This is a genomic window from Pseudomonas moraviensis, from assembly GCF_900105805.1.
Taxonomy (GTDB): domain Bacteria; phylum Pseudomonadota; class Gammaproteobacteria; order Pseudomonadales; family Pseudomonadaceae; genus Aquipseudomonas; species Aquipseudomonas moraviensis_A.
On sequence record NZ_LT629788.1, the window covers coordinates 3,035,933 to 3,059,177 of the forward strand.

Below are 23,245 nucleotides of genomic sequence, written 5' to 3' on the forward strand. Positions count from 1 at the left end.
ATCAGATACCCCAGAGAATCTGCACACCCCAGACGAAGTAAGCGAACATCGCAACGCCGCATACTGCCTGGAAAAGGAAACGTATCGCCGTTGCAGACTTGCCGAACGCCATCGGCGTCAGGTAGTCGGTCGCGATGGTCCACATGCCGACCCAGGCGTGAGCGCCCAGAGCAACAAGGGCCAGCAGGCTGAAAATACGCATTCCGTTGTGAGCGAACAGTTCATGCCACTGGGCATACTCGAGGCCAGGATTGGCGACGATGTATCCGATCAGAAAGATGAAGTAAGCCGCGAGAACGACCGCAGACACACGCTGTGCCATCCAGTCATAGAGGCCCGAACGCGACAGGTTAGTGACGTTAGTTACCATATCCAGACTCCTGCCAGAACGATTACCACCACGGAAACGGCGATAACGATTTTCGAGCCCAGTTTGCCGCCTTCCAGCGTCTCACCGATGCCCATGTCCATGATCAAATGGCGCACACCGGCTACCAGGTGATACAGCAGAGCGGACAGGATGCCCCAAATCACTAGCTTGGCTAGCGGACTGGTCAGACACGCTTTCACCTGACCGAAGCCTTCCTCGGAGCTGAGCGACTTGTCCAATGCGTAAAGCATGATGGCAAGGCACACGAAGAGGATGACACCGGAGATACGGTGAAGAATGGACGTGTAAGCAGTGACTGGGAGTTTGATGGTCCTTAGGTCTAGGTTTACAGGTCGTTGGCTTTTCACGGCTTTTTTTTCACACTGAAGAGCCCCTAACAATCAGGGCAAAGTTGTTGGGGAGTGCACTGGTCAGGTAACCACCACCCAGGGATGCGACCCCCAATGAAAGCAAGCCCAAAAGCCCTTGGCGGTCGGTGGCCGAGTATAGACAGTTAGGCTACTAATGACAACGCGTTCACCTACCCCCAATAGCGGATTGCACAAGTTGCATAAAAGGCGTAAATGGCAGGCAATTTCGAGGAAAAAGTCGGCTTAAAGCCTTCTGGAGCAAGACTTTAGGCAAATTGACATTCGAATTTATCTCACTATAGTGGTGCGGGCCCTGCGTGGGGGGTCTGTCTGATGGTTCAAGCATAAATAGGAGGCCACATGGCTGACAAAAAAGCGCAGTTGATCATCGAGGGCGCAGCCCCCGTCGAGCTGCCCATTTTAACCGGCACCGTTGGTCCCGATGTAATCGATGTTCGGGGCCTGACGGCCACGGGCCGCTTCACTTTCGACCCGGGTTTCATGTCGACCGCTTCGTGCGAATCGAAAATTACCTATATCGACGGCGACAACGGGATTTTGTTGCACCGCGGCTACCCGATCGAACAGCTGGCTGAAAAGTCGGACTACCTGGAAACCTGCTACCTGCTGCTCAACGGCGAATTGCCGACCGCAGAACAGAAGGCCCAGTTCGTCAGCACCGTAAAGAACCACACCATGGTTCACGAGCAGCTGAAAACCTTCTTCAACGGTTTCCGTCGCGACGCCCACCCGATGGCCGTCATGTGCGGTGTAGTCGGCGCCCTCTCGGCCTTCTACCACGACTCCCTGGACATCAATAACCCGCAGCATCGCGAAATCTCCGCGATCCGTCTGGTTGCGAAGATGCCGACCCTGGCAGCGATGGTTTACAAGTACTCCATGGGCCAACCCATGATGTACCCGCGCAACGATCTGACGTACGCGGAAAACTTCCTGCACATGATGTTCAACACCCCGTGCGAGATCAAACCGATCAGCCCGGTACTCGCCAAGGCCATGGACCGGATCTTCATCCTGCATGCCGACCACGAGCAGAACGCTTCGACCTCCACCGTGCGTCTGGCCGGCTCCTCGGGTGCCAACCCGTTCGCCTGTATCGCCGCCGGTATCGCCGCACTGTGGGGCCCTGCCCACGGCGGTGCGAACGAAGCCGTGTTGACCATGCTCGACGAGATTGGCGATGTGTCGAACATCGACAAGTTCATCGCCAAGGCCAAGGACAAGAACGACTCGTTCAAGCTGATGGGCTTTGGTCACCGCGTCTACAAGAACCGCGACCCGCGCGCGACTGTCATGAAGCAGACCTGCGACGAAGTGCTGAAGGAACTGGGCATCAACAACGATCCGCAACTCGAACTGGCCATGCGCCTGGAAGAGATCGCCCTGACCGACCCGTACTTCATCGAGCGCTCGCTGTACCCGAACGTCGATTTCTACTCGGGGATCATCCTCAAGGCGATCGGCATTCCGACCAGCATGTTCACTGTGATTTTCGCGCTGGCGCGTACTGTCGGCTGGATTTCGCACTGGAAGGAAATGCTCTCGAGCCCGTACAAGATTGGCCGTCCGCGCCAGCTGTACACGGGTTACGAGTCGCGTGACATTACCTCGCTGGAAGATCGCAAATAAGGTTTTTTCTTTTTGTGATGGGTTAGTGGTGTGTCAGGAACGGCCTCTTATATAGAGGCCGTTTTTGTTTCTGTTGGTGTTTATTGGATTGGGGGCATATCCGTTGCTGCGGTAACGGCTTCTTATGGTTTCGCTCTTACAGCGAGTCACCTTTTCCAAACGCCGAAAAGGTAACCCAAAAGGCTTTGCCCCGGCGTACGGCCCGCTCGCTAAAGCTCGGGGTTCCTTCGTTACGGGACCGATCCGGGCGCAGCCGCCGAAGGGGCAAAAGATCAAAAGCCGGATCAAGAGCCCCTCACCCTAGCCCTCTCCCGGAGGGAGAGGGGACTGACCTGATCTGGCTTAATGATTCTGGACACCCCTAAAGGGCGGTAATCTACGCCCATAGACGAGGTGTGATTTGACCAGACGATATTTTTCGACAGATTTCAAACGGGATGCGGCTTGCCTGGTTTTGGATAAAGACTATTCGGTGAGTGAAGCCTGCGAAGCAATGGGCGTGGGCCCTACAGCTCTGCGTCGCTGGGTTGAGCAACTGCGTGCGGAGCGCAGCGGCAAGACGCCTGAGAAGTCCAAGGCCATGACCGTTGACCAACAACGCATCCAGGAACTGGAAGCAACAATTCGACGGATTGAGCGCGAGAAGGAAATTTTAAAAAAGGCTACAGCTCTCTTGATGTCGGATTCCCTCGATCGGTAAGGCTGGTCGAGGAGTTAAGCGAGCAATATTCAAGATCCGAGTTGTGCGTTGTATTTGGAATCAACCGCAGCAGTTATTACGAGCGTCTGAAACAGCGGGCGAAAGTAGATGACGGGCGCAATCGCCTAAAGATCAAAGCTGCTGAATTACATGAGCAAAGTCGCGGCTCAATGGGCGCGCGCAGCCTGTCAAAGGCGCTATGTAACGAAAAAGAGTCGGTGGGTCGTTACATGGCTCGTAGCCTGATGCGCGAGCTCGGGTTGAAGAGTCAGCAACGGCGCAGGCATCGTTACAAACCCAGCGGTGCGGAGGCGCAATACGCCCCCAATCATTTGGAGCGTAAATTCAATGTCGAGATCCCCAATCGAGTGTGGTGTGGCGACGTGACTTACATTTGGGCCGGTACTTACTGGGTTTATCTGGCTGCTGTACTTGATCTGCATGCCCGGCGTATCGTCGGCTGGGCGATGTCCAGAAGCCCGGATTCAGCTCTGACCTGTCGAGCGTTAAAGATGGCTTTCGAGTCGCGAGGACGCCCTGAAAACCTAATGTTCCATTCGGATCAGGGCTGTCATTACAGCAGTAAAGTATTTCGTGAAATGCTGGCGGACATGCGCATAAAACAAAGCATGAGTCGACGAGGAAACTGCTGGGATAACGCCCCGATGGAGCGTTTCTTTGGCAGTTTGAAATCTGAATGGATACCCAAGGCTGGCTACCGAAACGAAGATGAGGCTAGTACCGATGTGTTGCGCTACCTGACCCATTATTACAATCGGATCAGGCTGCACAGTCACAACGGATATCGGACTCCGGTAGCAATGGAAGCCTTGGCAGCATGAGAAATGACCTAAACCCTATAACCGTGTCCAGTATCGTTTGACCAGAACAACCGAGTTGTACAGGCGAAGTACGCCGACCTGAGATACCGAGTCGAATGCAGGTTTTGAACACCACACAGATCGGCCCCCTCTCCCTCGGGAGAGGGCTGGGGTGAGGGGCGAATCCACCGAAAATCTCAAGCCATGCGACGCTTCTAACCACTCAACAATGAGCGTTAGCTCGAGTGCTCTTGATCTTGATCCACAGGCGACGTCGGAAGGCTGAGTGGAGGGATTGATCGCAACGGATATACACACCAGACCAACCGATAACCGCCCACAAAAAAACGCCCCGATCTCTCAACCAGGGCGTTTTCTTGAAGCTTGAAGCTTGAAGCTTGCAGCTGATCTCTTAGTGCGAAACCGCCCCACTCGCCCCCAACCCGGTCTGCGAACGCACAAACTGCGGGAAGAACAGCGCCCGCTCATTGTCCGCAGCCGCCGACTTGTCAGTGATCGAGAAGAACCAGATCCCGATGAACGCAATGATCATCGAAAACAGCGCCGGATACTCGTAAGGGAAGATCGCCTTCTCGTGATGCAGAATCTGCACCCAGATGGTCGGACCAAGGATCATCAGGCCCACGGCACTGATCAGCCCCAGCCAGCCGCCAATCATCGCGCCACGGGTAGTCAGCTTCTTCCAGTACATCGAAAGCAGCAGCACAGGGAAGTTGCAGCTCGCCGCGATCGAGAACGCCAGGCCCACCATGAACGCAATGTTCTGGCTTTCGAACAGAATGCCCAGACCAATCGCCAGCACTGCCAGGGCGATGGTGGTGATCTTCGACACGCGAATCTCATCCTTCTCGTTGGCCTTGCCCTTCTTGATCACACTGGCGTACAGGTCGTGGGATACCGCCGAGGCACCTGCCAGCGTCAGACCGGCTACCACCGCGAGAATGGTCGCGAACGCCACCGCCGAGATGAAGCCCAGGAAGATGCTGCCGCCGACCGCGTTGGCCAAGTGCACCGCCGCCATGTTGTTGCCGCCGAGCAAGGCGCCCGCTGCATCCTTGAAGGCCGGGTTGGTGCTGACCAGCAGGATAGCGCCGAAGCCGATGATGAAGGTCAGGATGTAGAAGTAGCCGATGAAACCGGTAGCGTACAGCACGCTCTTGCGCGCTTCCTTGGCGTCACTCACGGTGAAGAAGCGCATCAGAATGTGCGGCAGGCCAGCGGTACCGAACATCAGCGCCAGACCCAAGGAGAACGCCGAGATCGGATCCTTGACCAGACCGCCCGGGCTCATGATCGCTTCACCCTTGGCGTGCACCTTGATCGCCTCGGAGAACAGCGTGTTGAAGTCGAAGCCGACGTGCTTCATCACCATCAGCGCCATGAACGAAGCACCGGACAGCAGCAGCACTGCCTTGATGATCTGCACCCAAGTGGTCGCGAGCATGCCGCCGAACAGCACGTACATGCACATCAGTACGCCGACCAGAATCACCGCAACGTGGTAATCGAGGCCGAACAGCAACTGGATCAGCTTGCCGGCACCGACCATTTGCGCGATCAGGTAGAACGCCACCACCACCAGCGAACCGCAAGCGGACAGCGTGCGGATCTGGGTTTGCCCGAGGCGGTAGGACGCGACGTCGGCAAAGGTGTATTTACCCAGGTTGCGCAGGCGCTCGGCGATCAGGAACAGAATGATCGGCCAGCCAACGAGGAAACCGATCGAGTAGATCAGGCCATCGTAGCCGGAGGTGAACACCAGCGCGGAAATGCCCAGGAAGGACGCCGCCGACATGTAGTCACCGGCAATCGCCAGGCCGTTCTGGAAACCGGTGATCTTGCCGCCCGCCGCGTAGTAGTCGGCGGCCGAGTTGTTTTTCTTCGACGCCCAGTAAGTGATGTACAGGGTCGCGCCGACGAAGGCCACGAACATCAGGATCGCCGGGATGTTCAGCGGTTGCTTGGCCACCGCACCGGTCAGGGCGTCAGCCGCCCAGGCGCCGGGTGCGAACGCGGCAACGCTCAGAAGAGCCAGTAGACGCTGGATCATTGCTGAGCCTCCTTGAGAATCGCATTGTTCAGGTCGTCGAACTCGCCATTGGCGCGGCGCACGTAGATGCCAGTCAGGACGAAGGCCGAGAGAATCAGGCCGACACCGATCGGGATGCCCCAGGTGATCGACGATTCAGGACTGAGTTTCGCCCCGAGCACGTGCGGCCCGTAGGCGATCAGCAGGATGAATGCGGAGTAGAGCCCAAGCATGATTGCCGAGAGAATCCAGGCGAATCGTTCCCTTTTCTGAACCAGCTCCTTGAATCGGGGACTGTTTTGAATCGAGAGGTAAATGCTGTCGTTCATTGTTTTTATCCTCGCAGCACAAATTATTGTTGGAACGTAGCTAATGTATGCGGCTGCGAGACAGGTTCCAGACGACCTTAGTAGTAGATGGCCATGATCCTTCTGCCATTTTCCGGACACCCAAAACAACTGTAGGAGTGAGCCTGCTCGCGATGGCGTCGTGTCAGTCGACATTTCTCTCAACTGACGGAACGCTATCGCGAGCAGGCTCACTCCTACAGGGGTGTGGCAGGATTTAAATTATTTGGTCCAGTCAGCCACGCGATCCGGGTGTTTGGCCACCCAGTCCTTGGCCGCTGCATCAGGCTTAGCGCCGTCCTGAATCGCCAGCATCACTTCACCGATTTCGTCTTTCGAGGCCCACTGGAAATTCTTCAGGAACTTCGCCACTTCCGGTGCCTTGGCGTCCAGTCCTTTGCTGCCGATACTGTTGACGGTTTCAGCCTGGCCATACACGCCTTTCGGGTCGTCGAGGAAGCGCAGTTTCCACTTGGCGAACATCCAGTGCGGCACCCAACCGGTGACGGCGATGGATTCGTTTTTCTTCTCGGCACGGGTCAGCTCGGCAATCATGCCGGCGCCGGAACTGGCCTTGAGGCTGTACTTGTCCAGACCATAATCCTTGATCGCCTGATCGGTCTTGAGCATCACGCCTGAACCGGCGTCGATGCCGACAATGCGGTTTTTGAAGGTGTCGTCGGTTTTCAGGTCTTCGATCGATTTGGCTTTGACGTACTCAGGCACGATCAGGCCGATTTTTGCGTCCTTGAAGTTCGGGCCGTAATCGACGACCTGATCCTTGTTTTTCGTCCAGTAGTCACCGTGGGTCACGGGCAGCCAGGCCGAGAGCATGGCGTCGAGTTTGCCGGTGGCTACGCCCTGCCACATGATCCCGGTGGCGACGGCTTGGAGCTTCACGTCATAACCGAGTTTCTGTTTGATCACTTCGGCCGCCACGTGGGTGGTCGCGACGCTGTCGGACCAGCCGTCAACGTAACCGATGTTCAGGGTCTGTTTTTCAGCGTTGGCGAAAGTGGAACTCATCGCAAGCACCAGAGCGGCACCTGCGCCTAAAAGTCGTCGCATCTTCATCGTTTACTTCCCCGAAATGCTGCGCCCGACGGATGCCGGGCATCGTCAACGTATTGTTATGGTGCACAGCGCCCCCATCACGCCGGACCTCACACACCGAACATCAGCCGATTTTTCAAAAAGGGTACTGATGGTTTGATCATCAACCTCAAGCGGCAGGCGACCTGCTCTGTCAGCGACCTCAAGGCAACGAGAAACGACATCAGAAAGCCATTAATCAACCAAGATTAATTGACGCCAGACAATCCGCCCGAACTTTGCATGTACAACGCCTGCAAGCCCCCTGCCCCTCTATAAATGCAGGTAACATGCGTCGCTTTGCAGCCACTCGGCCCGACCATGTCCGCTACGTTCCGATTTCCTTTTCTGCCTTATCTGTTCGCCTGCCTGCTCGGGCTGCTGGCCCTTGGCGGTTTCTGGTACGGCCTCGGCCAACCGGTGATCCTGCCGGACGCTGCAACGCCGACGCACAAGCTGCAATGCGCCTCGTACACGCCGTTCGACAAGGACCAGTCGCCGTTCGACGTGCCGTTCAAATTGCGCCCGGAGCGCATGGACGCCGACCTCGCGCTCCTGGCGACGCGCTTCGAATGTATCCGCACCTATTCGATGACCGGCCTCGACGCTCTGCCCGATCTGGCGCGCAAGCACGGTCTGAAGTTGATGATCGGCGCCTGGGTCAACAGCAACCCCGTCGATACCGAGCAGGAAGTCGAGCTGCTGATCAAATCCGCCAACGCCAACCCCGACGTGGTGACGGCGGTGATCGTCGGTAACGAGGCGCTGCTGCGCAAAGAGGTCACCGGAGCGCAACTGGCGCGGCTGATCAACAAGGTCAAAAGCCAGGTCAAGCAACCGGTGACCTACGCCGACGTCTGGGAATTCTGGCTCAAGCACCCGGAAGTGGCCCCGGCCGTGGATTTCCTGACCATTCACCTGCTGCCGTACTGGGAAGACGATCCGTCGAACATCGACGTGGCGCTACGGCATGTGGCGAATGTGCGTCAGGTGTTCGGCAACAAGTTCGCGCCCAAAGACGTGATGATCGGTGAAACCGGTTGGCCAAGCGAAGGCCGTCAACGCGAAACCGCCGTACCGAGCCGGGTCAACGAGGCAAAATTCATTCGTGGATTCGTGGCGATGGCCGAGCAGGAAGGCTGGCGCTACAACCTGATCGAAGCCTTCGATCAACCGTGGAAGCGCGGCAGTGAAGGCGCGGTTGGCGGCTATTGGGGGCTGTTCGATGCCGATCGCCAGGACAAGGGTGTACTCGCCGGGCCGGTGAGCAATGTGCCGTACTGGAAAGACTGGCTGGCGGTCGGTGCTGTGATTTTCCTCGGCACACTGATTCTCGGCGGTCGCGTTCGCAGCACACGTTCGGCGCTGCTGCTGCCGCTGCTGGGCGCCGTCGCTGCTTGCTCGATCGGAGCCTGGGGCGATCTGGCGCGGTTGACCACGAGGTTTGCCGGCGAATGGCTGTGGGTCGGTTTGCTGACCGGGTTGAATCTGTTGGTGCTTGCCCACGCCGCGCTGACGTTGAGTGCCCGTAGCGGATGGCGCGCGCGAGCCTTCGATTTCCTCGAGCATCGCGCCGGCTGGCTGGTCGCAGCGGCCGGTTTTGCGGCGGCGGTGATGATGCTCGAAATGGTCTTCGACCCGCGTTATCGCAGTTTTGCCAGCATGGCGTTTGTGCTGCCAGCGCTGGTTTACCTGTGCCGCCCGGTGAGTGTGCCGCGCCGGGAGATTGCGTTGCTGACTTTCATGGTCGGTGCGGGGATCGTGCCGCAGTTGTATCAGGAAGGATTGCAGAATCAGCAGGCGTGGGGATGGGCGCTGGTCAGTGGGTTGATGGTGGTGGCGTTGTGGCGCTGTCTGCGGGTTCGCAACGGCTGAGCAAGATCAAAAGATCGCAGCCTTCGGCAGCTCCTACAGGTGTACGACATGCAACTGTAGATACCGTCTTGAGCCTTACCGGGCAAGCGCAAGTTTCGGGTCATATGGCAGTCCTGACTTGAGCACTCCGTAAACGAAGTGCAGCAGCTTGCGCATTGCTGCGCAGATGATCTGCTTGGGAGCCTTGCCGTTGGCTTCCAGGCGTTCTTTCATCGCCTTGATCGCCTTATTGTGTTTCAGCGCCACCATGCCAGGCATGTAGAGGCCTGCACGCAGCCGTGCTGACCCTACTCTTGAGATCAGGGTATGACCTTTGAGCTTTCCTGATTCCTGCAGCTTTGGATTGAGCCCCGCAGCAGCGACCAGTTGGCGAGGGTCACTGTATTTGCGCAAGTCACCCAGTTCGGCCAGCAATCGTTCAAGCGTTTTTTGTCCGATGCCGTCGATGGTTACGATCAGATTCCGCATCTGACGCATATCCGGGTCGTCATCGATGTGTTTTTTGATCGCCTTATGCGTTTCCACGATCTCTTTTTCGATATGGCGCAGAACAGAGTTGATCGAGTCTTTGACCTTTTCGTCGGAAACGTCCAGACGATTAAGCTCCATTTGTTCCATTTCCTGAAGGTCATCCAGGCGGCGCACCATTGCTTTCAACTGGCGGTATTTCAGCGGCTCAGGCGCCCATGGGTGAAGTTTTTGATCCTTTTCCCGGGCAAAGTCAGCGATCAGTTTGGCATCACTTTTATCAGTCTTGATGCGGCGCAGTTCGCTGTCAGCGTACGCTTTGGTCGTAGCCGGGTTCACGACGCAGACCCGGAAGCCTTTGTTGTAAACGAACTCCGCGAGCTCCAAGTGGTAGACGCTCGTGGCTTCCATCACGATCAGGGCCGAACGCTCGGCGTTTTTTTCTAGCCACGCCTCAAACTCTTTAAAGCCCTTTGGGTCGTTGGCCAGCTTGGCCTTGGTTTTGTGCTTGCCATTGGGCAGGTGTGTAGCGATATCAAAGGTGTTCTTTGCGATGTCGACGCCAACGAAACCAGACATGATCGTTTCTCCACTTGTTCCCTGTTGCGATCATCACTTCACTCTGTCCAACCTTGCGAATGCGGGCTCTCGCCGGAGGCGGGCCCAAGATACCGTGCGAACTGTACGAGTGAGTGTGGAGGGCTGGAGCACGATCTACGTCACAGGCAAAAAGCCTAAGGAGCTGCGCGGCTTCCAAGTCCCTCCCTCGATGATCAGTCGAGAACTATCGCTCCTGGCGGAGCGTTAGTCGAGATACAAGGAGCTGCCGAAGGCTACGATCTGTTCTGTAACGCGTTGCGTGAGGATCTGACCAAGCGCAACCCGGCAACCACTACGGCAAACACCGCCAACGTCGTGTTGTACAAGGCCAGGGCCGGCAACCCGAACACCAGCGCCAGCACCGCCAGCCACCACCCTGCCCGTCCGGACACGACGAATCCCAACAGCGCTACGCCTACCGCCGCCCAGCCCAGCACCTTGAAATGAATCATCAGCCCGAGGTTCGAGCGCACCGCGCATTCCCAGCGACTGGCCTCGTCGACACAGATGCCCACCCACTGTCCGTCTTCCATGAAGCCGTAACGCGCGGCATAACTGGCGGCCAGCCACAGCGGCAACAAAACGAGCAGCACAATCACGGGCAAGCGGCGGGACATGGAGCACTCCAATCTGCGGAAATCGGCGGCCAGCTTAATCTGCCGGCCGGTATTCGCAAGCACTAACAACTGTTAACTGTTCAGCGAGCCCTCGCAACGTGTATCGTCCAGCTACTATTACCCCGAATTCCGCCTGTTTGGTGCCGCAGCATGGCACTTTGGCGCTTGGCCGGTGGTCATAGCCTGCGAACTTCAATCGGCACCTTCCTCTAAGGGATCTAGTCATGCTCCGTTCCTTGCGCTTCGCCGCGCTGTTCAGCGGCCTAATTTTGAGTGCGTCCGCGCTGGCGGTGGATATCGACGCCGCCAGTTATGGCTACCCGCTGACCAACCCGTTCGAGGCGACGATCGCCACGACACCACCGGACCTGCGTCCGGAGTTGCCGCTGGACGACGACATCACTCAGTCGGATCGCAGCCTTACCCTGCGCCCGGAGCGTGAATTCCAGCTGCCGGACAATTTCTGGGCAGTCAAAAAACTCACCTACCGCATCGCCACCCAGGACAAACCGGCGCCGCTGATCTTCCTGATCGCCGGCACCGGCGCGCGCTTTGACAGCACGCTCAACGAATACCTGAAGAAGTTGTATTACAAGGCCGGCTACCACGTCGTGCAGTTGTCTTCGCCGACCAGTTTCGACTTCATCAGCGCCGCTTCGCGTTTCGCCACCCCGGGCGTGACCAAGGAAGATGCCGAAGACATGTACCGGGTGATGCAGGCCGTGCGGGCGCAGAATCCGAAACTGCCGGTCACCGAGTACTACCTGACCGGTTACAGCCTCGGCGCCCTGGATGCCGCGTTCGTCGCGCATCTGGACGAGACCCGCCGCAGCTTCAACTTCAAGAAAGTCCTGCTGCTCAACCCGCCGGTCAATCTCTATACCTCGGTGACCAACCTCGACAAGCTGGTGCAGACCGAGGTCAAGGGTATCAACAACAGCACCACTTTCTATGAGCTGGTGCTGGCCAAACTGACCCGCTACTTCCAGCAGAAAGGCTACATCGACCTCAACGATGCGCTGCTGTATGACTTCCAGCAGTCCAAGCAGCATCTGACCAACGAACAGATGGCCATGCTCATCGGCACGTCGTTCCGCTTCTCGGCCGCCGACATTGCCTACACCTCTGACCTGGTCAACCGTCGCGGCCTGATCACCCCGCCGAAATTCCCGATCACCGAAGGCACCAGCCTCACGCCGTTCCTCAAGCGTGCGCTGCAATGCGACTTCGACTGCTACATCACCGAACAGGTTATTCCGATGTGGCGCGCCCGCACCGACGGCGGCAGCCTGCTGCAACTGATCGATCAGGTCAGCCTGTATGCGCTCAAGGATTACCTGCACGACAGCCCGAAAATCGCCGTGATGCACAACGCCGACGACGTCATCCTCGGCCCTGGCGACCTGGGCTTCCTGCGTAAAACCTTCGGTGATCGCCTGACCGTTTATCCACTGGGCGGCCACTGCGGCAACCTTAACTACCGCGTCAACAGCGACGCCATGCTGGAGTTCTTCCGTGGCTAAATATCTCCTGCTGATTGCAGCGTTCCTCTGTGCAGGCGTGGCCCAGGCCGACAACAGTAAAGCCGACGCACCGGTGGTGGTCGACAGCGACGGTTTCAAGGAACCGCTGACCAAACTCAAATTCAACCCGGGCCTGGACCAGCGCGAGTTCGAGCGCTCGACGCTCAACGCGCTGAACGTCTATGACCCGCTGGAATCGTGGAACCGTCGGGTCTACCACTTCAACTACCGTTTCGACCAGTGGGTGTTCCTGCCGGTGGTCGATGGCTATCGCTACATCACGCCAAGCTTTGTGCGTACCGGGGTGAGCAACTTCTTCAACAACATTGGTGACGTGCCGAACCTGGTCAACAGCCTGCTGCAGTTCAAGGGCCAGCGCTCGATGGAAACCACCGCGCGCCTGCTGCTCAACACCACGATCGGCATCGCCGGCCTGTGGGACCCGGCGACCGCCATGGGCCTGCCGCGCCAGAACGAAGACTTCGGGCAGACCCTGGGCTTCTATGGCGTGCCGGGCGGTGCGTACTTCGTACTGCCGATCTTCGGCCCGTCGAACATTCGCGACACTGCAGGTCTTGCCGTGGATTACACCGCCGACACTGCGATCAACTTCCTCAATGTCGCGGAAGTCAGCTCCAACCATCCGGAAGTCTGGGCACTGCGTGCGATCGACAAGCGCTACCAGACCAGCTTCCGCTACGGTCAGATGAACTCGCCGTTCGAGTACGAGAAAGTGCGCTACGTCTACACCGAAGCGCGCAAGTTGCAGATCGCCGAGTAATTTCGGCGGGTACAAAAAAGGGCCATTCGATGCGAGTCGAATGGCCCTTTTTCATGGCATCACACAGATCAAATTGTAGGAGTGAGCCTGCTCGCGATAGCGGTGTACCAGTCACCACCTGTCTGGCTGACAAACCGCTATCGCGAGCAGGCTCACTCCTACAGGGGGCTGTATTCAGCCTTTGATTGCGCGCCAGAGCTTGCCCAGGACAGTCACTACCGCCAGCACCACGGCGCCGGCAATAATCCCCGCAACACCATTGAGCAGCATTGGCACGGCGAACCCGGCGCTGCCCGCCGCTGCGCCGACACCTTCGATCCAGTGATGCAGCACCGGCACGCCATGAGTCAGGATGCCGCCGCCGACCAGGAACATCGCCGCCGTGCCGACCACCGACAGGGTTTTCATCATGTACGGCGCGGCGCTGAGAATGCCGCCGCCGATTTTTTTCGCCATCTGCCCGGGTTTCTGCGTCAGCCACAGGCCCAGATCGTCAAGTTTGACGATGCCCGCCACCAAACCGTAAACGCCGACGGTCATGACGATGGCGATGCCGGACATGACAACCACTTGCTGGGTCAGCGAGGCATCTGCCACGGTGCCGAGGGTGATGGCGATGATTTCTGCCGAAAGAATGAAGTCGGTGCGGATCGCGCCTTTGATCTTGTCCTTTTCGTACGCCACCAGATCGGTGGTCGGGTCGGCGACGGCCTCGGTCAACTGCGCGTGCCCAGCTTCGTCTTCCTCTTTGCTGTGCAGGAACTTGTGTGCGAGTTTCTCGAAACCCTCGAAGCACAGGTATGCACCGCCGACCATCAACAGCGGCGTCACCAGCCATGGCACGAAGGCGCTGATTGCCAGCGCCGACGGCACGAGGATCAGTTTGTTGACGAACGAGCCCTTGGCCACCGCCCAGACCACGGGAATTTCCCGCTCGGCGCGCACGCCCGAGACCTGCTGGGCGTTGAGCGCCAGGTCGTCACCGAGCACGCCGGCAGTCTTCTTGGCGGCCATTTTCGTCATCAATGCAACGTCATCCAGAACGGTGGCGATGTCATCGATCAGCACCAGCAAACTGCTTCCTGCCATGAATCCTGTTTCCTTCTGTGTATGAATGTTGCCAAGCATAACGCGACCGCCGGCCACAGGCTGCATTGTTGAGCGCCGCTCAAGGCCGGTGCTACCATGCGCCACCGCCAGAACAGGCAAGGAACCACCGGGTTTATGAGCACAATCCGCGAGCGTAACAAAGAACTGATCCTGCGCGCCGCCAGCGAAGAGTTTGCCGACAAGGGCTTTGCGGCGACCAAAACCAGCGACATCGCCGCCAAGGCGGGATTGCCCAAGCCCAACGTCTACTACTACTTCAAATCCAAGGAAAACCTCTACCGCGAGGTGCTGGAAAGCATCATCGAGCCGATTCTGCAGGCCTCGACCCCGTTCAACCCGGATGGCGTGCCGAGCGAAGTGCTGAGCGGCTACATCCGCTCGAAGATCCGCATCTCCCGCGACCTGCCCTACGCCTCCAAGGTATTCGCAAGCGAAATCATGCACGGCGCGCCGCACCTGAGCGCCGACCTGGTCGAGCAGCTCAACGCCCAGGCCAAGCACAACATCGCCTGCATCCAGAGCTGGATCGACCGCGGCCAGATCGCCCCGATCGACCCCAACCACCTGATGTTCAGCATCTGGGCCGCCACCCAGACCTACGCCGACTTCGACTGGCAGATTTCTGCGGTGACCGGGAAAGACAAACTCGACGAAGCCGATTATGAAGCGGCCGCGCAGACGATTATCCGGTTGGTTTTAAAAGGGTGTGAGCCGGACTGAAAGACCGCAGCGACGCAATCGCGAGCAGGCTCACTCCTACATTTGGAATACGTTCCCCTGTAGGAGTGAGCCTGCTCGCGATCGAGGCGATACGGTCCCCACTCAAACCCAAATCGCACCCCATAGCGGATAGTCGCCAAGCTTCTCCACCAGCCCGGCCCGCAATGGGTTGGCTACTACATACCGCGCCACTTTCACCAGGTTCTCCTCCCGCCGCAACGCCCGATCATGAAAACCTCTCTGCCAGAGAACACTGTTATCTCCGGTAGCCTGTCTTACGGATCTGGTACTCATCGACTTGGTTTTCTGCATCAGCTCACTCAATGAGCCCCGCCGTAATTCAATCAGCCAGTGAAAATGATCAGGCATGACGACCCAGGCCAGTGAATGCACCAGCCCGGAATCCTGGGCATTTTGGAATTGATCAGCGACCAGCTTGCCCAAGGCAAAATCCTTGAAAACCGGCCTTCGTTCATGGGTGTTGCTGGTTAACAGATAGATTCGGCTGACTTCGGCATAGCGCCCGACTCGCAATTTATGTGCAGCAGGTAGATCTGGCATTCCTTTGCCTCCTGTGATCAAGTCATAAGAGGCTAGTACCGGGGATGCAAATGGAGTGGGCAGACTGTTGGCAGGATGTGTCCGGAAGATAGCTATCGCGAGCAGGCTCACTCCTACAGGGGTTTTGTGGCGTTCCAACATTTTGTGTCTGAACCCAGATCTACTGTAGGAGTGAGCCTGCTCGCGATGGCCATAGCTCAATCACCGCAAATTCAAGCAACCACCCCCCCATCCGCCCTCAGATCCAGCGCCTCTACCGCTTTGATCGCCACCTGCTCATCCACATCCGACAAATCTCCGCTGATCCCGATCGCGCCCAGCACTTCACCCGCCTGATTGCGAATCAACACACCACCCGGTGCCGGCACAACGCTGCCCTGCCCCATGCTGTTCAACGAAGAAAAAAAGGCCGGGCGTTGTTGGGCGTCCTGGGCGAGCAGGCGTGAGCCTTTGCCCAGGGCGATGGCGCCCCAGGCTTTGCCGATGGCGATGTCGGGGCGCAACAGGCTGGCACCGTCTTCGCGTTGCAGGGCGATCAGGTGGCCGCCGGTGTCGAGTACCGCGATGGTCAGTGGCGCGGCGTTGATGCCGCGCCCCGCACTGATGGCTTCGCTGACCAGGTTGACTGCGACTTTCAAGGTTAAAGCGCTCATGGTGCCGTCCTCATTTTGTTATAGGGAAAGTCGTGGGACTGCGCGTTTCTGCCACAGTCCGATGCAACAAATAGAACACAATGAGTTAGTTTTTTGTATACAATAATTCTCGAAAAGCGCCGCATGCGACGAAAAGCCACAGCACAAGCGGCTTCCGACGAATGAAACAGGCGCTTGAGAAAATGGATTGACCTGCGCCGTCCGCCGTGAATACACTCTGCGCAAAGCCACTTGTATACAATTACAAAACGTAAAGAGGCACAAAACCATGAGCAAAATGAGAGCAATCGAAGCCGCCGTTCTGGTGATGCGCCGCGAAGGGGTTGATACCGCTTTTGGCATCCCGGGCGCAGCGATCAACCCGCTGTACTCCGCCTTGCAAAAGGTCGGTGGCATCGATCACGTCCTTGCTCGCCACGTTGAAGGCGCCTCGCACATGGCCGAGGGCTACACCCGCACCAAGGCCGGCAACATCGGCGTGTGCATCGGCACGTCCGGCCCGGCCGGTACCGACATGGTCACCGGGCTCTACAGCGCCTCGGCCGACTCGATTCCAATTCTCTGCATCACAGGGCAAGCACCCCGCGCCCGGATGCACAAGGAAGACTTCCAGGCTGTCGACATCACCAGCATCGTCAAGCCAGTCACCAAGTGGGCGACCACGGTGCTCGAACCGGGCCAGGTGCCTTACGCCTTCCAGAAAGCTTTTTATGAAATGCGCTCCGGCCGTCCGGGCCCAGTGCTGATCGACCTGCCATTCGACGTGCAGATGGCCGAGATCGAATTCGACATTGACGCTTACCAACCGCTACCACTGGCCAAACCGACCGCGACCCGCGTGCAGGTCGAGAAGGCTCTGGCGCTGCTGGATCAAGCCGAGCGTCCGTTGCTGGTCGCCGGTGGCGGCATCATCAATGCCGATGCCAGCGATCTGTTGGTCGAGTTCGCCGAACTGACCGGCATCCCGGTCATCCCGACCCTGATGGGCTGGGGCACCATTCCTGACGATCACCCGCTGATGGTCGGCATGGTCGGTCTGCAGACTTCGCACCGTTACGGCAACGCGACGATGCTGAAATCCGACGTGGTATTGGGTATCGGCAACCGCTGGGCCAACCGTCACACCGGTTCGGTGGACGTGTACACCGAAGGTCGCAAGTTCATTCACGTCGACATCGAAGGCACGCAGATCGGCCGTGTGTTCACCCCGGATCTGGGCATCGTCTCCGACGCCGCCGCCGCGCTGACCGTGTTCATCGAAGTGGCGCGGGAATGGCAAGCCGCCGGCAAGCTGAAAAACCGCAGTGCCTGGCTGCAGGATTGCCAGCAGCGCAAAGCCAGCCTGCACCGCAAGACTCACTTCGACAACGTGCCGGTCAAACCGCAGCGCGTTTACGAGGAAATGAATCAGGTGTTCGGCAAGGACACCTGCTACGTCAGCACCATTGGTCTGTCGCAGATTGCCGGCGCGCAGTTCCTGCACGTCTACAAGCCGCGTCACTGGATCAACTGTGGCCAGGCCGGCCCGTTGGGCTGGACCATTCCGGCGGCGCTGGGCGTGGTCAAGGCCGATCCGAACCGCAAAGTCGTGGCCCTGTCGGGGGACTATGATTTCCAGTTCATGATCGAAGAACTGGCGGTCGGCGCTCAGTTCAAACTGCCGTACATCCACGTCGTGGTGAACAACTCGTACCTGGGCCTGATCCGTCAGGCGCAGCGCGGGTTCGAAATGGACTACTGCGTACAGCTGTCCTTCGATAACCTGAATGCGCCGGAACTCAACGGTTACGGGGTTGACCACATCGCAGTCGCTGAAGGCCTCGGTTGCAAGGCGCTGCGCGTGTTCGAACCATCGGAAATCGCCCCTGCCCTGCGCAAGGCCGAACAGATGATCGAAGAGTTCAAGGTGCCGGTGATCGTCGAGATCATCCTGGAGCGTGTGACCAACATCTCCATGGGTACCGAGATCAACGCGGTCAACGAATTCGAAGACCTGGCGCTGGTCGGCAACGACGCGCCGACGGCGATTTCGTTGCTTGATTGATTGCTTTTAGCCCCCTCTCCCTCTGGGAGAGGGCTGGGGTGAGGGAAAGGTTTTGCGGTGCTCGTACAATCGGGATCAGATTCAGGATTCCCCCCTCACCCTAACCCTCTCCCCAAGGAGAGGGGACTGATCGCGTTCAGTCTGATCTACCGTGCCTCATCAGTTTTTAGGAGACCACCATGCCGCGTTTCGCAGCCAACCTGTCCATGCTGTTCACCGAACAGGATTTCCTTTCCCGTTTCGACGCCGCCGCCAAGGCCGGTTTCAGTGGCGTGGAATACCTGTTCCCGTACGACTTCAGCTCCGCCGAAATCAAGGCAAGACTCGAGGCCAACGGTCTGACCCAAGTGCTGTTCAACCTGCCGGCCGGTGACTGGGCCAAGGGCGAGCGCGGTATCGCCTGCCTGCCGGATCGGGTCGAAGAATTCCGCGCCGGGGTCGATCTGGCGATTGCCTACGCACAAGTGCTGGGCAACACCCAGGTCAACTGCCTGGCCGGCATTCGTCCGCAAGGCGTTGACGATGCCACGGTGGAAAAAACCTTCGTCGCCAACCTCAAATACGCCGCCGACAAGCTGCAAGCGGCGGGCATCAAACTGGTGATGGAAGCGATCAATACCCGCGACATTCCCGGTTTCTACCTGAACAACACGGCGCAAGCCCTGTCGATTCGCGAGCAGGTCGGCAGCGCCAATCTGTTCCTGCAATACGACATCTATCACATGCAGATCATGGAAGGCGATCTGGCCCGCACCCTGCAATCGCACCTGGGCGCGATCAACCATGTGCAACTGGCGGACAACCCGGGGCGCAACGAGCCGGGCACCGGTGAAATCAACTACCACTTCCTGTTCGAACACCTCGACCGCATCGGTTATCAGGGTTGGGTCGGCTGTGAATACAAGCCGTTGACCACCACCGAAGCGGGCCTCGGCTGGCTGAAAACCCACAACGCAATCTGAGAACACAGCAAATCCTCTGTAGGAGTGAGCCTGCTCGCGATGAGGCCGGCACATTCAATATCCATCTCGCCTGACAAACCGCTATCGCGAGCAGGCTCACTCCTACAGAAATGCAGCTCCCCTATTTGCTTGCGCACGACAAAAACAAGAGGATTTTCTCATGGCTAAAATCGGATTCATCGGCACCGGCATCATGGGCCACCCAATGGCGGCGAACCTGCAGAAAGCCGGTCACAGCCTGTTCCTGTCGCAACACCACGACGCGGCCCCGGCCGATCTGGTCGCCGCTGGCGCCGTTGCCCTTGCGAACCCGCGCGAAGTGGCGCAGGAAGCCGAATTCATCATCGTCATGGTCCCGGATACCCCGCAGGTCGATGACGTGCTGTTCCGCGCCGACGGCGTTGCCGCCGGCATCGGCAAGGGCAAAGTGGTCATCGACATGAGCTCGATCTCGCCGACCGCCACCAAAGCCTTCGCGGCGAAAATCAACGAGAAAGGCGCGCAATACCTCGACGCTCCCGTGTCAGGCGGTGAAGTCGGTGCCAAAGCCGCGACCCTGAGCATCATGGTCGGTGGCGACGCCGATGCCTTCGAACGCGCCCTGCCGCTGTTCCAGGCCATGGGCAAAAATATCACCCTGGTCGGTGGCAATGGCGACGGCCAGACCGCCAAGGTCGCCAACCAGATCATCGTTGCCCTGAACATCCAGGCCGTTGCCGAAGCGCTGCTGTTCGCCTCGAAAAACGGTGCCGATCCCGCCAAGGTGCGTGAAGCCCTGATGGGTGGTTTCGCCTCTTCGAAGATTCTCGAAGTGCACGGCGAGCGCATGATCAAAGGCACCTTCGACCCGGGCTTCCGCATCAGCCTGCACCAGAAGGACCTGAACCTGGCCCTGCAAGGCGCCAAGGAGCTGAACATCAACCTGCCGAACACCGCCAACGCCCAGCAAGTGTTCAGCACCTGCGCGGCCATCGGTGGCAGCAATTGGGATCACTCGGCGCTGATCAAGGGCCTTGAGCACATGGCCAATTTCTCGATCCGCGACAATAAATAAAGCCTGCACAAAACCCTGTGGGAGCGAGCCTGCTCGCGAAAGCGGCTTCACATTCAACAACCATGTTGGCTGACATACCGCGTTCGCGAGCAGGCTCGCTCCCACAAGGGATCTGAGTCGCCCATTCGAATAACAAGAATTCCGGGAGCCCGCCATGTCGGTCGATCCGCAACAACTGCTGCGCGAGCTGTTTGCCACAGCCATCGACGCGGCGCATCCGAACCAAGTCCTCGAAGCCCATCTGCCTGCCGATCGCAGCGGTCGAGTCATCGTCATCGGCGCCGGCAAAGCCGCTGCCGCCATGGCGCAAGTGGTCGAGCGTTGCTGGGAGGGTGAAGTCACCGGCCTGGTGGTCACCCGCTACGGTCACGGCGCTCCGTGCGAAAAAATCGAAGTGGTCGAGGCCGCGCACCCGGTGCCGGACGCCGCCGGTCTGGCCGTGGCCAAACGCGTACTCGAACTGGTCAGCAACCTCAGCGAAGACGATCGCGTCATCTTCCTGCTCTCCGGTGGTGGCTCTGCCCTGCTCGCCCTGCCGGCCGAAGGCATCACCCTCGCTGACAAACAAGCGATCAACAAAGCCTTGCTGAAATCCGGCGCGACCATCGGCGAGATGAACTGCGTGCGCAAGCACCTCTCGGCGATCAAGGGCGGCCGCCTCGGCAAGGCCTGCTGGCCGGCGACTGTCTACACCTATGCGATTTCCGACGTACCGGGCGACCTCGCCACGGTCATCGCCTCCGGCCCGACCGTGGCCGACCCGAGCACCTCCGCCGAAGCATTGGCGATCATCAAGCGCTACGGCATCGACATCCCCGCCTCTGTGCGCACTTGGCTGCAGAGTCCGGAATCGGAAACCGTAAAACCCGGCGACCCGAGTCTGGCGCGCAGCCATTTCCAATTGATCGCCCGGCCGCAGCAATCATTGGATGCGGCGGCGGTGAAGTGCCGTCAGGCCGGTTTCAGCACATTGATTCTCGGCGACCTCGAAGGCGAGTCCCGCGAAGTGGCGAAAGTCCACGCTGGCATCGCCCGGCAGATCATCCACCACGGCCAGCCGCTGGCGGCACCTTGCGTGATTCTCTCCGGCGGTGAAACCACGGTCACCGTGCGCGGCAACGGCCGGGGCGGACGTAACGCTGAATTCCTGCTCAGCCTCACCGACAGCCTCAAGGGCCAGCCCGGCGTCTACGCGCTGGCCGGCGACACCGATGGCATCGACGGTTCGGAAGACAACGCCGGCGCGATCATGACCCCGGACAGCTACGCCCGCGCCGCCGCCCTCGGTCTGAGCGCCAGCGACGAGCTGGATAACAACAACGGCTATGGCTACTTCCAGGCGCTCGATGCGCTGATCGTCACCGAGCCGACCCGCACCAACGTCAACGACTTCCGCGCCATTCTGATCCTTGAGAACTGCAAATCATGACGCCTGATAAAAAGGTCAAAATCCTCGCCACCCTCGGCCCTGCGGTCGATGGCATTGACGACATTCGCGAGCTGGTCGAGGCCGGGGTCAACATCTTCCGCCTGAACTTCAGTCACGGCGATCATGCCGACCACGCCAAGCGCTATCAATGGATCCGCGAAGTCGAGCGCCAGCTCAACTACCCGCTGGGCATTCTGATGGATCTGCAGGGGCCGAAACTGCGCGTCGGCAAGTTCGCCGACGGCAAGGTGCAGTTGCATCGCGGTCAGGCGTTCCGTCTCGATCTCGATGCGACACCGGGCGATGAACGCCGGGTCAACCTGCCGCATCCAGAGATCATTGCTGCGCTGGAAGCCGGCATGGACCTGCTGCTCGACGACGGCAAACTGCGCCTGCGTGTGGTCACCAAGTACGCCGATGCAATCGACACCACGGTGCTCAACGGCGGCGAATTGTCTGATCGCAAAGGCGTGAATGTGCCGCAAGCGGTGCTCGACCTCAGCCCGCTGACCGCCAAGGATCGCCGCGACCTGAGCTTCGGTCTGGAGCTGGGCGTGGACTGGGTTGCGCTGTCGTTCGTGCAGCGTCCGCAAGACATCGTCGAAGCCCGCGCATTGATCGGCGACAAGGCGTTTCTGATGGCAAAAATCGAGAAGCCTTCGGCGGTCGAGCAATTGCGTGAAATCGCTGAGCTGAGCGACGCGATCATGGTCGCGCGCGGGGATCTTGGCGTGGAAGTGCCGGCGGAAAGCGTGCCGCAGATTCAGAAAAACATCATCACCACCTGCCGCGCACTGGGTAAACCGGTGGTGGTGGCGACGCAGATGCTCGAGTCGATGCGCTTCTCCCCTGCCCCAACCCGTGCCGAGGTGACTGACGTCGCCAACGCCGTGGCCGAAGGCGCCGATGCAGTGATGCTCTCAGCGGAAACCGCCTCTGGCGAGTACCCGCTGGAAGCCGTGCAGATGATGAGCAAGATCATCCGTCAGGTGGAAAACGGCCCGGATTATCAGACCCAGCTCGACGTCAGCCGACCGAAAGCCGAGGCGACCGTTTCCGATGCGATCAGCTGCGCGATCCGCCGTATCAGCAACGTGCTGCCGGTGGCGGTGCTGGTCAATTACAGCGAGTCGGGCGCCTCGACGCTGCGTGCATCGCGGGAGAGGCCGAAAGCACCGATCCTCAATCTGACGCCCAACCTGCAAACCGCGCGGCGCTTGAGCGTGGCCTGGGGCATTCATTCGGTGGTCAACGATCGCCTGCGTCAGGTCGACGAAGTCTGCTCGACCGCGCTGGAGATTGCTCAGGCGCAAGGCATGGCCGAGCGTGGCGACACATTGCTGATCACCGCCGGCGTGCCGTTCGGCCAGCCGGGCTCGACCAATTCGCTGCGCATCGAGACGTTGATTTAGCGCTTGTACCGGCCTCTTCGCGAGCAGGCTCGCTC

General features: G+C 59.0%; 21 protein-coding genes. 11 read left to right on the plus strand and 10 right to left on the minus strand.

Annotated elements, in window-relative coordinates:
* Position 1: 1 nt before the first annotated feature.
* A complete protein-coding gene (gene sdhD / locus BLU71_RS13455; protein WP_008049683.1) occupies positions 2-370 on the minus strand; it encodes a succinate dehydrogenase, hydrophobic membrane anchor protein in 369 nt (122 codons plus the stop codon).
* The gene (sdhC, locus tag BLU71_RS13460) at positions 364-738 is read right to left on the minus strand and encodes a succinate dehydrogenase, cytochrome b556 subunit (RefSeq protein ID WP_016773673.1); all 375 of its coding nucleotides are present in this window, start codon (positions 736-738) and stop codon (positions 364-366) included. The genes sdhD and sdhC overlap by 7 nt, the downstream gene beginning before the upstream one ends.
* Positions 739-1,101: 363 nt before the next feature.
* Between sdhC and gltA the strand changes: the two genes are divergently transcribed.
* Both gltA and BLU71_RS13470 read left to right on the plus strand, forming a co-directional pair.
* Positions 1,102-2,391, plus strand: coding sequence for a citrate synthase (gltA, locus tag BLU71_RS13465; protein WP_042607584.1), 1,290 nt, complete (start codon positions 1,102-1,104; stop codon positions 2,389-2,391).
* Between the two features lie 400 nt (positions 2,392-2,791).
* Positions 2,792-3,933, plus strand: a protein-coding gene (locus BLU71_RS13470) for an IS3 family transposase (RefSeq protein WP_408980746.1) whose coding sequence is annotated in 2 segments (ribosomal slippage) — positions 2,792-3,053 and positions 3,053-3,933 — 1,143 coding nt in all. Because the reading frame shifts where the segments join, the coding sequence is not laid out codon by codon here.
* A gap of 391 nt (positions 3,934-4,324) precedes the next feature.
* Here the strand turns inward: BLU71_RS13470 and BLU71_RS13475 are convergent.
* From BLU71_RS13475 to BLU71_RS13485, 3 genes are all read right to left on the minus strand, one after another.
* The gene (locus tag BLU71_RS13475; protein ID WP_083353290.1) at positions 4,325-5,983 is read right to left on the minus strand and encodes a cation acetate symporter; all 1,659 of its coding nucleotides are present in this window, start codon (positions 5,981-5,983) and stop codon (positions 4,325-4,327) included.
* Positions 5,980-6,291, minus strand: a complete 312-nt coding sequence (locus BLU71_RS13480; RefSeq protein ID WP_042607582.1) for a DUF485 domain-containing protein — start codon at positions 6,289-6,291, stop codon at positions 5,980-5,982. Before BLU71_RS13480 ends, BLU71_RS13475 begins: the two co-directional genes overlap by 4 nt.
* Positions 6,292-6,531: 240 nt before the next feature.
* Positions 6,532-7,383 carry a glycine betaine ABC transporter substrate-binding protein gene (locus BLU71_RS13485; protein WP_056783890.1) on the minus strand — a complete coding sequence of 284 codons (852 nt, stop codon included), beginning with the start codon at positions 7,381-7,383 and terminating at the stop codon, positions 6,532-6,534.
* Between the two features lie 297 nt (positions 7,384-7,680).
* Here BLU71_RS13485 and BLU71_RS13495 point away from each other — a divergent pair, with 297 nt between their 5' ends.
* Complete coding sequence (locus tag BLU71_RS13495; RefSeq protein WP_083353291.1) at positions 7,681-9,276, plus strand: beta (1-6) glucans synthase; 1,596 nt, start codon at positions 7,681-7,683, stop codon at positions 9,274-9,276.
* A 75-nt stretch (positions 9,277-9,351) separates the two neighbouring features.
* On the opposite strand, the gene BLU71_RS13500 is transcribed toward BLU71_RS13495, so the two are convergent.
* Together BLU71_RS13500 and BLU71_RS13505 are read right to left on the minus strand one after the other, a co-directional pair.
* A complete protein-coding gene (locus BLU71_RS13500; RefSeq protein WP_083353292.1) occupies positions 9,352-10,323 on the minus strand; it encodes an IS110 family transposase in 972 nt (323 codons plus the stop codon).
* A gap of 254 nt (positions 10,324-10,577) precedes the next feature.
* Positions 10,578-10,961, minus strand: a complete 384-nt coding sequence (locus tag BLU71_RS13505) for a hypothetical protein (RefSeq protein ID WP_083353293.1) — start codon at positions 10,959-10,961, stop codon at positions 10,578-10,580.
* Positions 10,962-11,185: 224 nt separating this feature from the next.
* On the opposite strand from BLU71_RS13505, the gene BLU71_RS13510 reads away from it, so the two are divergent.
* Entirely contained in the window at positions 11,186-12,484 is a 1,299-nt protein-coding gene (locus tag BLU71_RS13510) for a hypothetical protein (RefSeq protein ID WP_064365440.1), read from the plus strand.
* Positions 12,477-13,265, plus strand: coding sequence for a VacJ family lipoprotein (locus BLU71_RS13515; protein ID WP_024012144.1), 789 nt, complete (start codon positions 12,477-12,479; stop codon positions 13,263-13,265). The genes BLU71_RS13510 and BLU71_RS13515 overlap by 8 nt, the downstream gene beginning before the upstream one ends.
* Positions 13,266-13,439: 174 nt before the next feature.
* Here the strand turns inward: BLU71_RS13515 and BLU71_RS13520 are convergent, their stop codons facing one another.
* Positions 13,440-14,354, minus strand: coding sequence for a DUF808 domain-containing protein (locus tag BLU71_RS13520; protein WP_083353294.1), 915 nt, complete (start codon positions 14,352-14,354; stop codon positions 13,440-13,442).
* A gap of 135 nt (positions 14,355-14,489) precedes the next feature.
* Here BLU71_RS13520 and BLU71_RS13525 point away from each other — a divergent pair, with 135 nt between their 5' ends.
* A complete protein-coding gene (locus BLU71_RS13525; protein WP_042607576.1) occupies positions 14,490-15,095 on the plus strand; it encodes a TetR/AcrR family transcriptional regulator in 606 nt (201 codons plus the stop codon).
* 102 nt (positions 15,096-15,197) lie between these two features.
* On the opposite strand, the gene BLU71_RS13530 is transcribed toward BLU71_RS13525, so the two are convergent.
* Both BLU71_RS13530 and BLU71_RS13535 read right to left on the minus strand, forming a co-directional pair.
* Positions 15,198-15,656 carry an REP-associated tyrosine transposase gene (locus tag BLU71_RS13530; protein ID WP_064365442.1) on the minus strand — a complete coding sequence of 153 codons (459 nt, stop codon included), beginning with the start codon at positions 15,654-15,656 and terminating at the stop codon, positions 15,198-15,200.
* A gap of 212 nt (positions 15,657-15,868) precedes the next feature.
* Positions 15,869-16,309, minus strand: coding sequence for a GlcG/HbpS family heme-binding protein (locus BLU71_RS13535; RefSeq protein WP_064365443.1), 441 nt, complete (start codon positions 16,307-16,309; stop codon positions 15,869-15,871).
* Between the two features lie 268 nt (positions 16,310-16,577).
* Between BLU71_RS13535 and gcl the strand changes: the two genes are divergently transcribed.
* From gcl to pyk, 5 genes are all read left to right on the plus strand, one after another.
* A complete protein-coding gene (gene gcl, locus BLU71_RS13540) occupies positions 16,578-18,353 on the plus strand; it encodes a glyoxylate carboligase (protein WP_042607573.1) in 1,776 nt (591 codons plus the stop codon).
* Positions 18,354-18,532: 179 nt separating this feature from the next.
* The gene (gene hyi, locus BLU71_RS13545; protein ID WP_083353295.1) at positions 18,533-19,315 is read left to right on the plus strand and encodes a hydroxypyruvate isomerase; all 783 of its coding nucleotides are present in this window, start codon (positions 18,533-18,535) and stop codon (positions 19,313-19,315) included.
* 160 nt (positions 19,316-19,475) lie between these two features.
* A complete protein-coding gene (locus BLU71_RS13550; protein WP_016771028.1) occupies positions 19,476-20,369 on the plus strand; it encodes a 2-hydroxy-3-oxopropionate reductase in 894 nt (297 codons plus the stop codon).
* Positions 20,370-20,523: 154 nt separating this feature from the next.
* Positions 20,524-21,798, plus strand: a complete 1,275-nt coding sequence (locus BLU71_RS13555) for a glycerate kinase type-2 family protein (protein WP_083353296.1) — start codon at positions 20,524-20,526, stop codon at positions 21,796-21,798.
* Positions 21,795-23,210 carry a pyruvate kinase gene (pyk, locus tag BLU71_RS13560; RefSeq protein ID WP_065615110.1) on the plus strand — a complete coding sequence of 472 codons (1,416 nt, stop codon included), beginning with the start codon at positions 21,795-21,797 and terminating at the stop codon, positions 23,208-23,210. Before BLU71_RS13555 ends, pyk begins: the two co-directional genes overlap by 4 nt.
* The last annotated feature ends 35 nt before the right edge of the window (positions 23,211-23,245 follow it).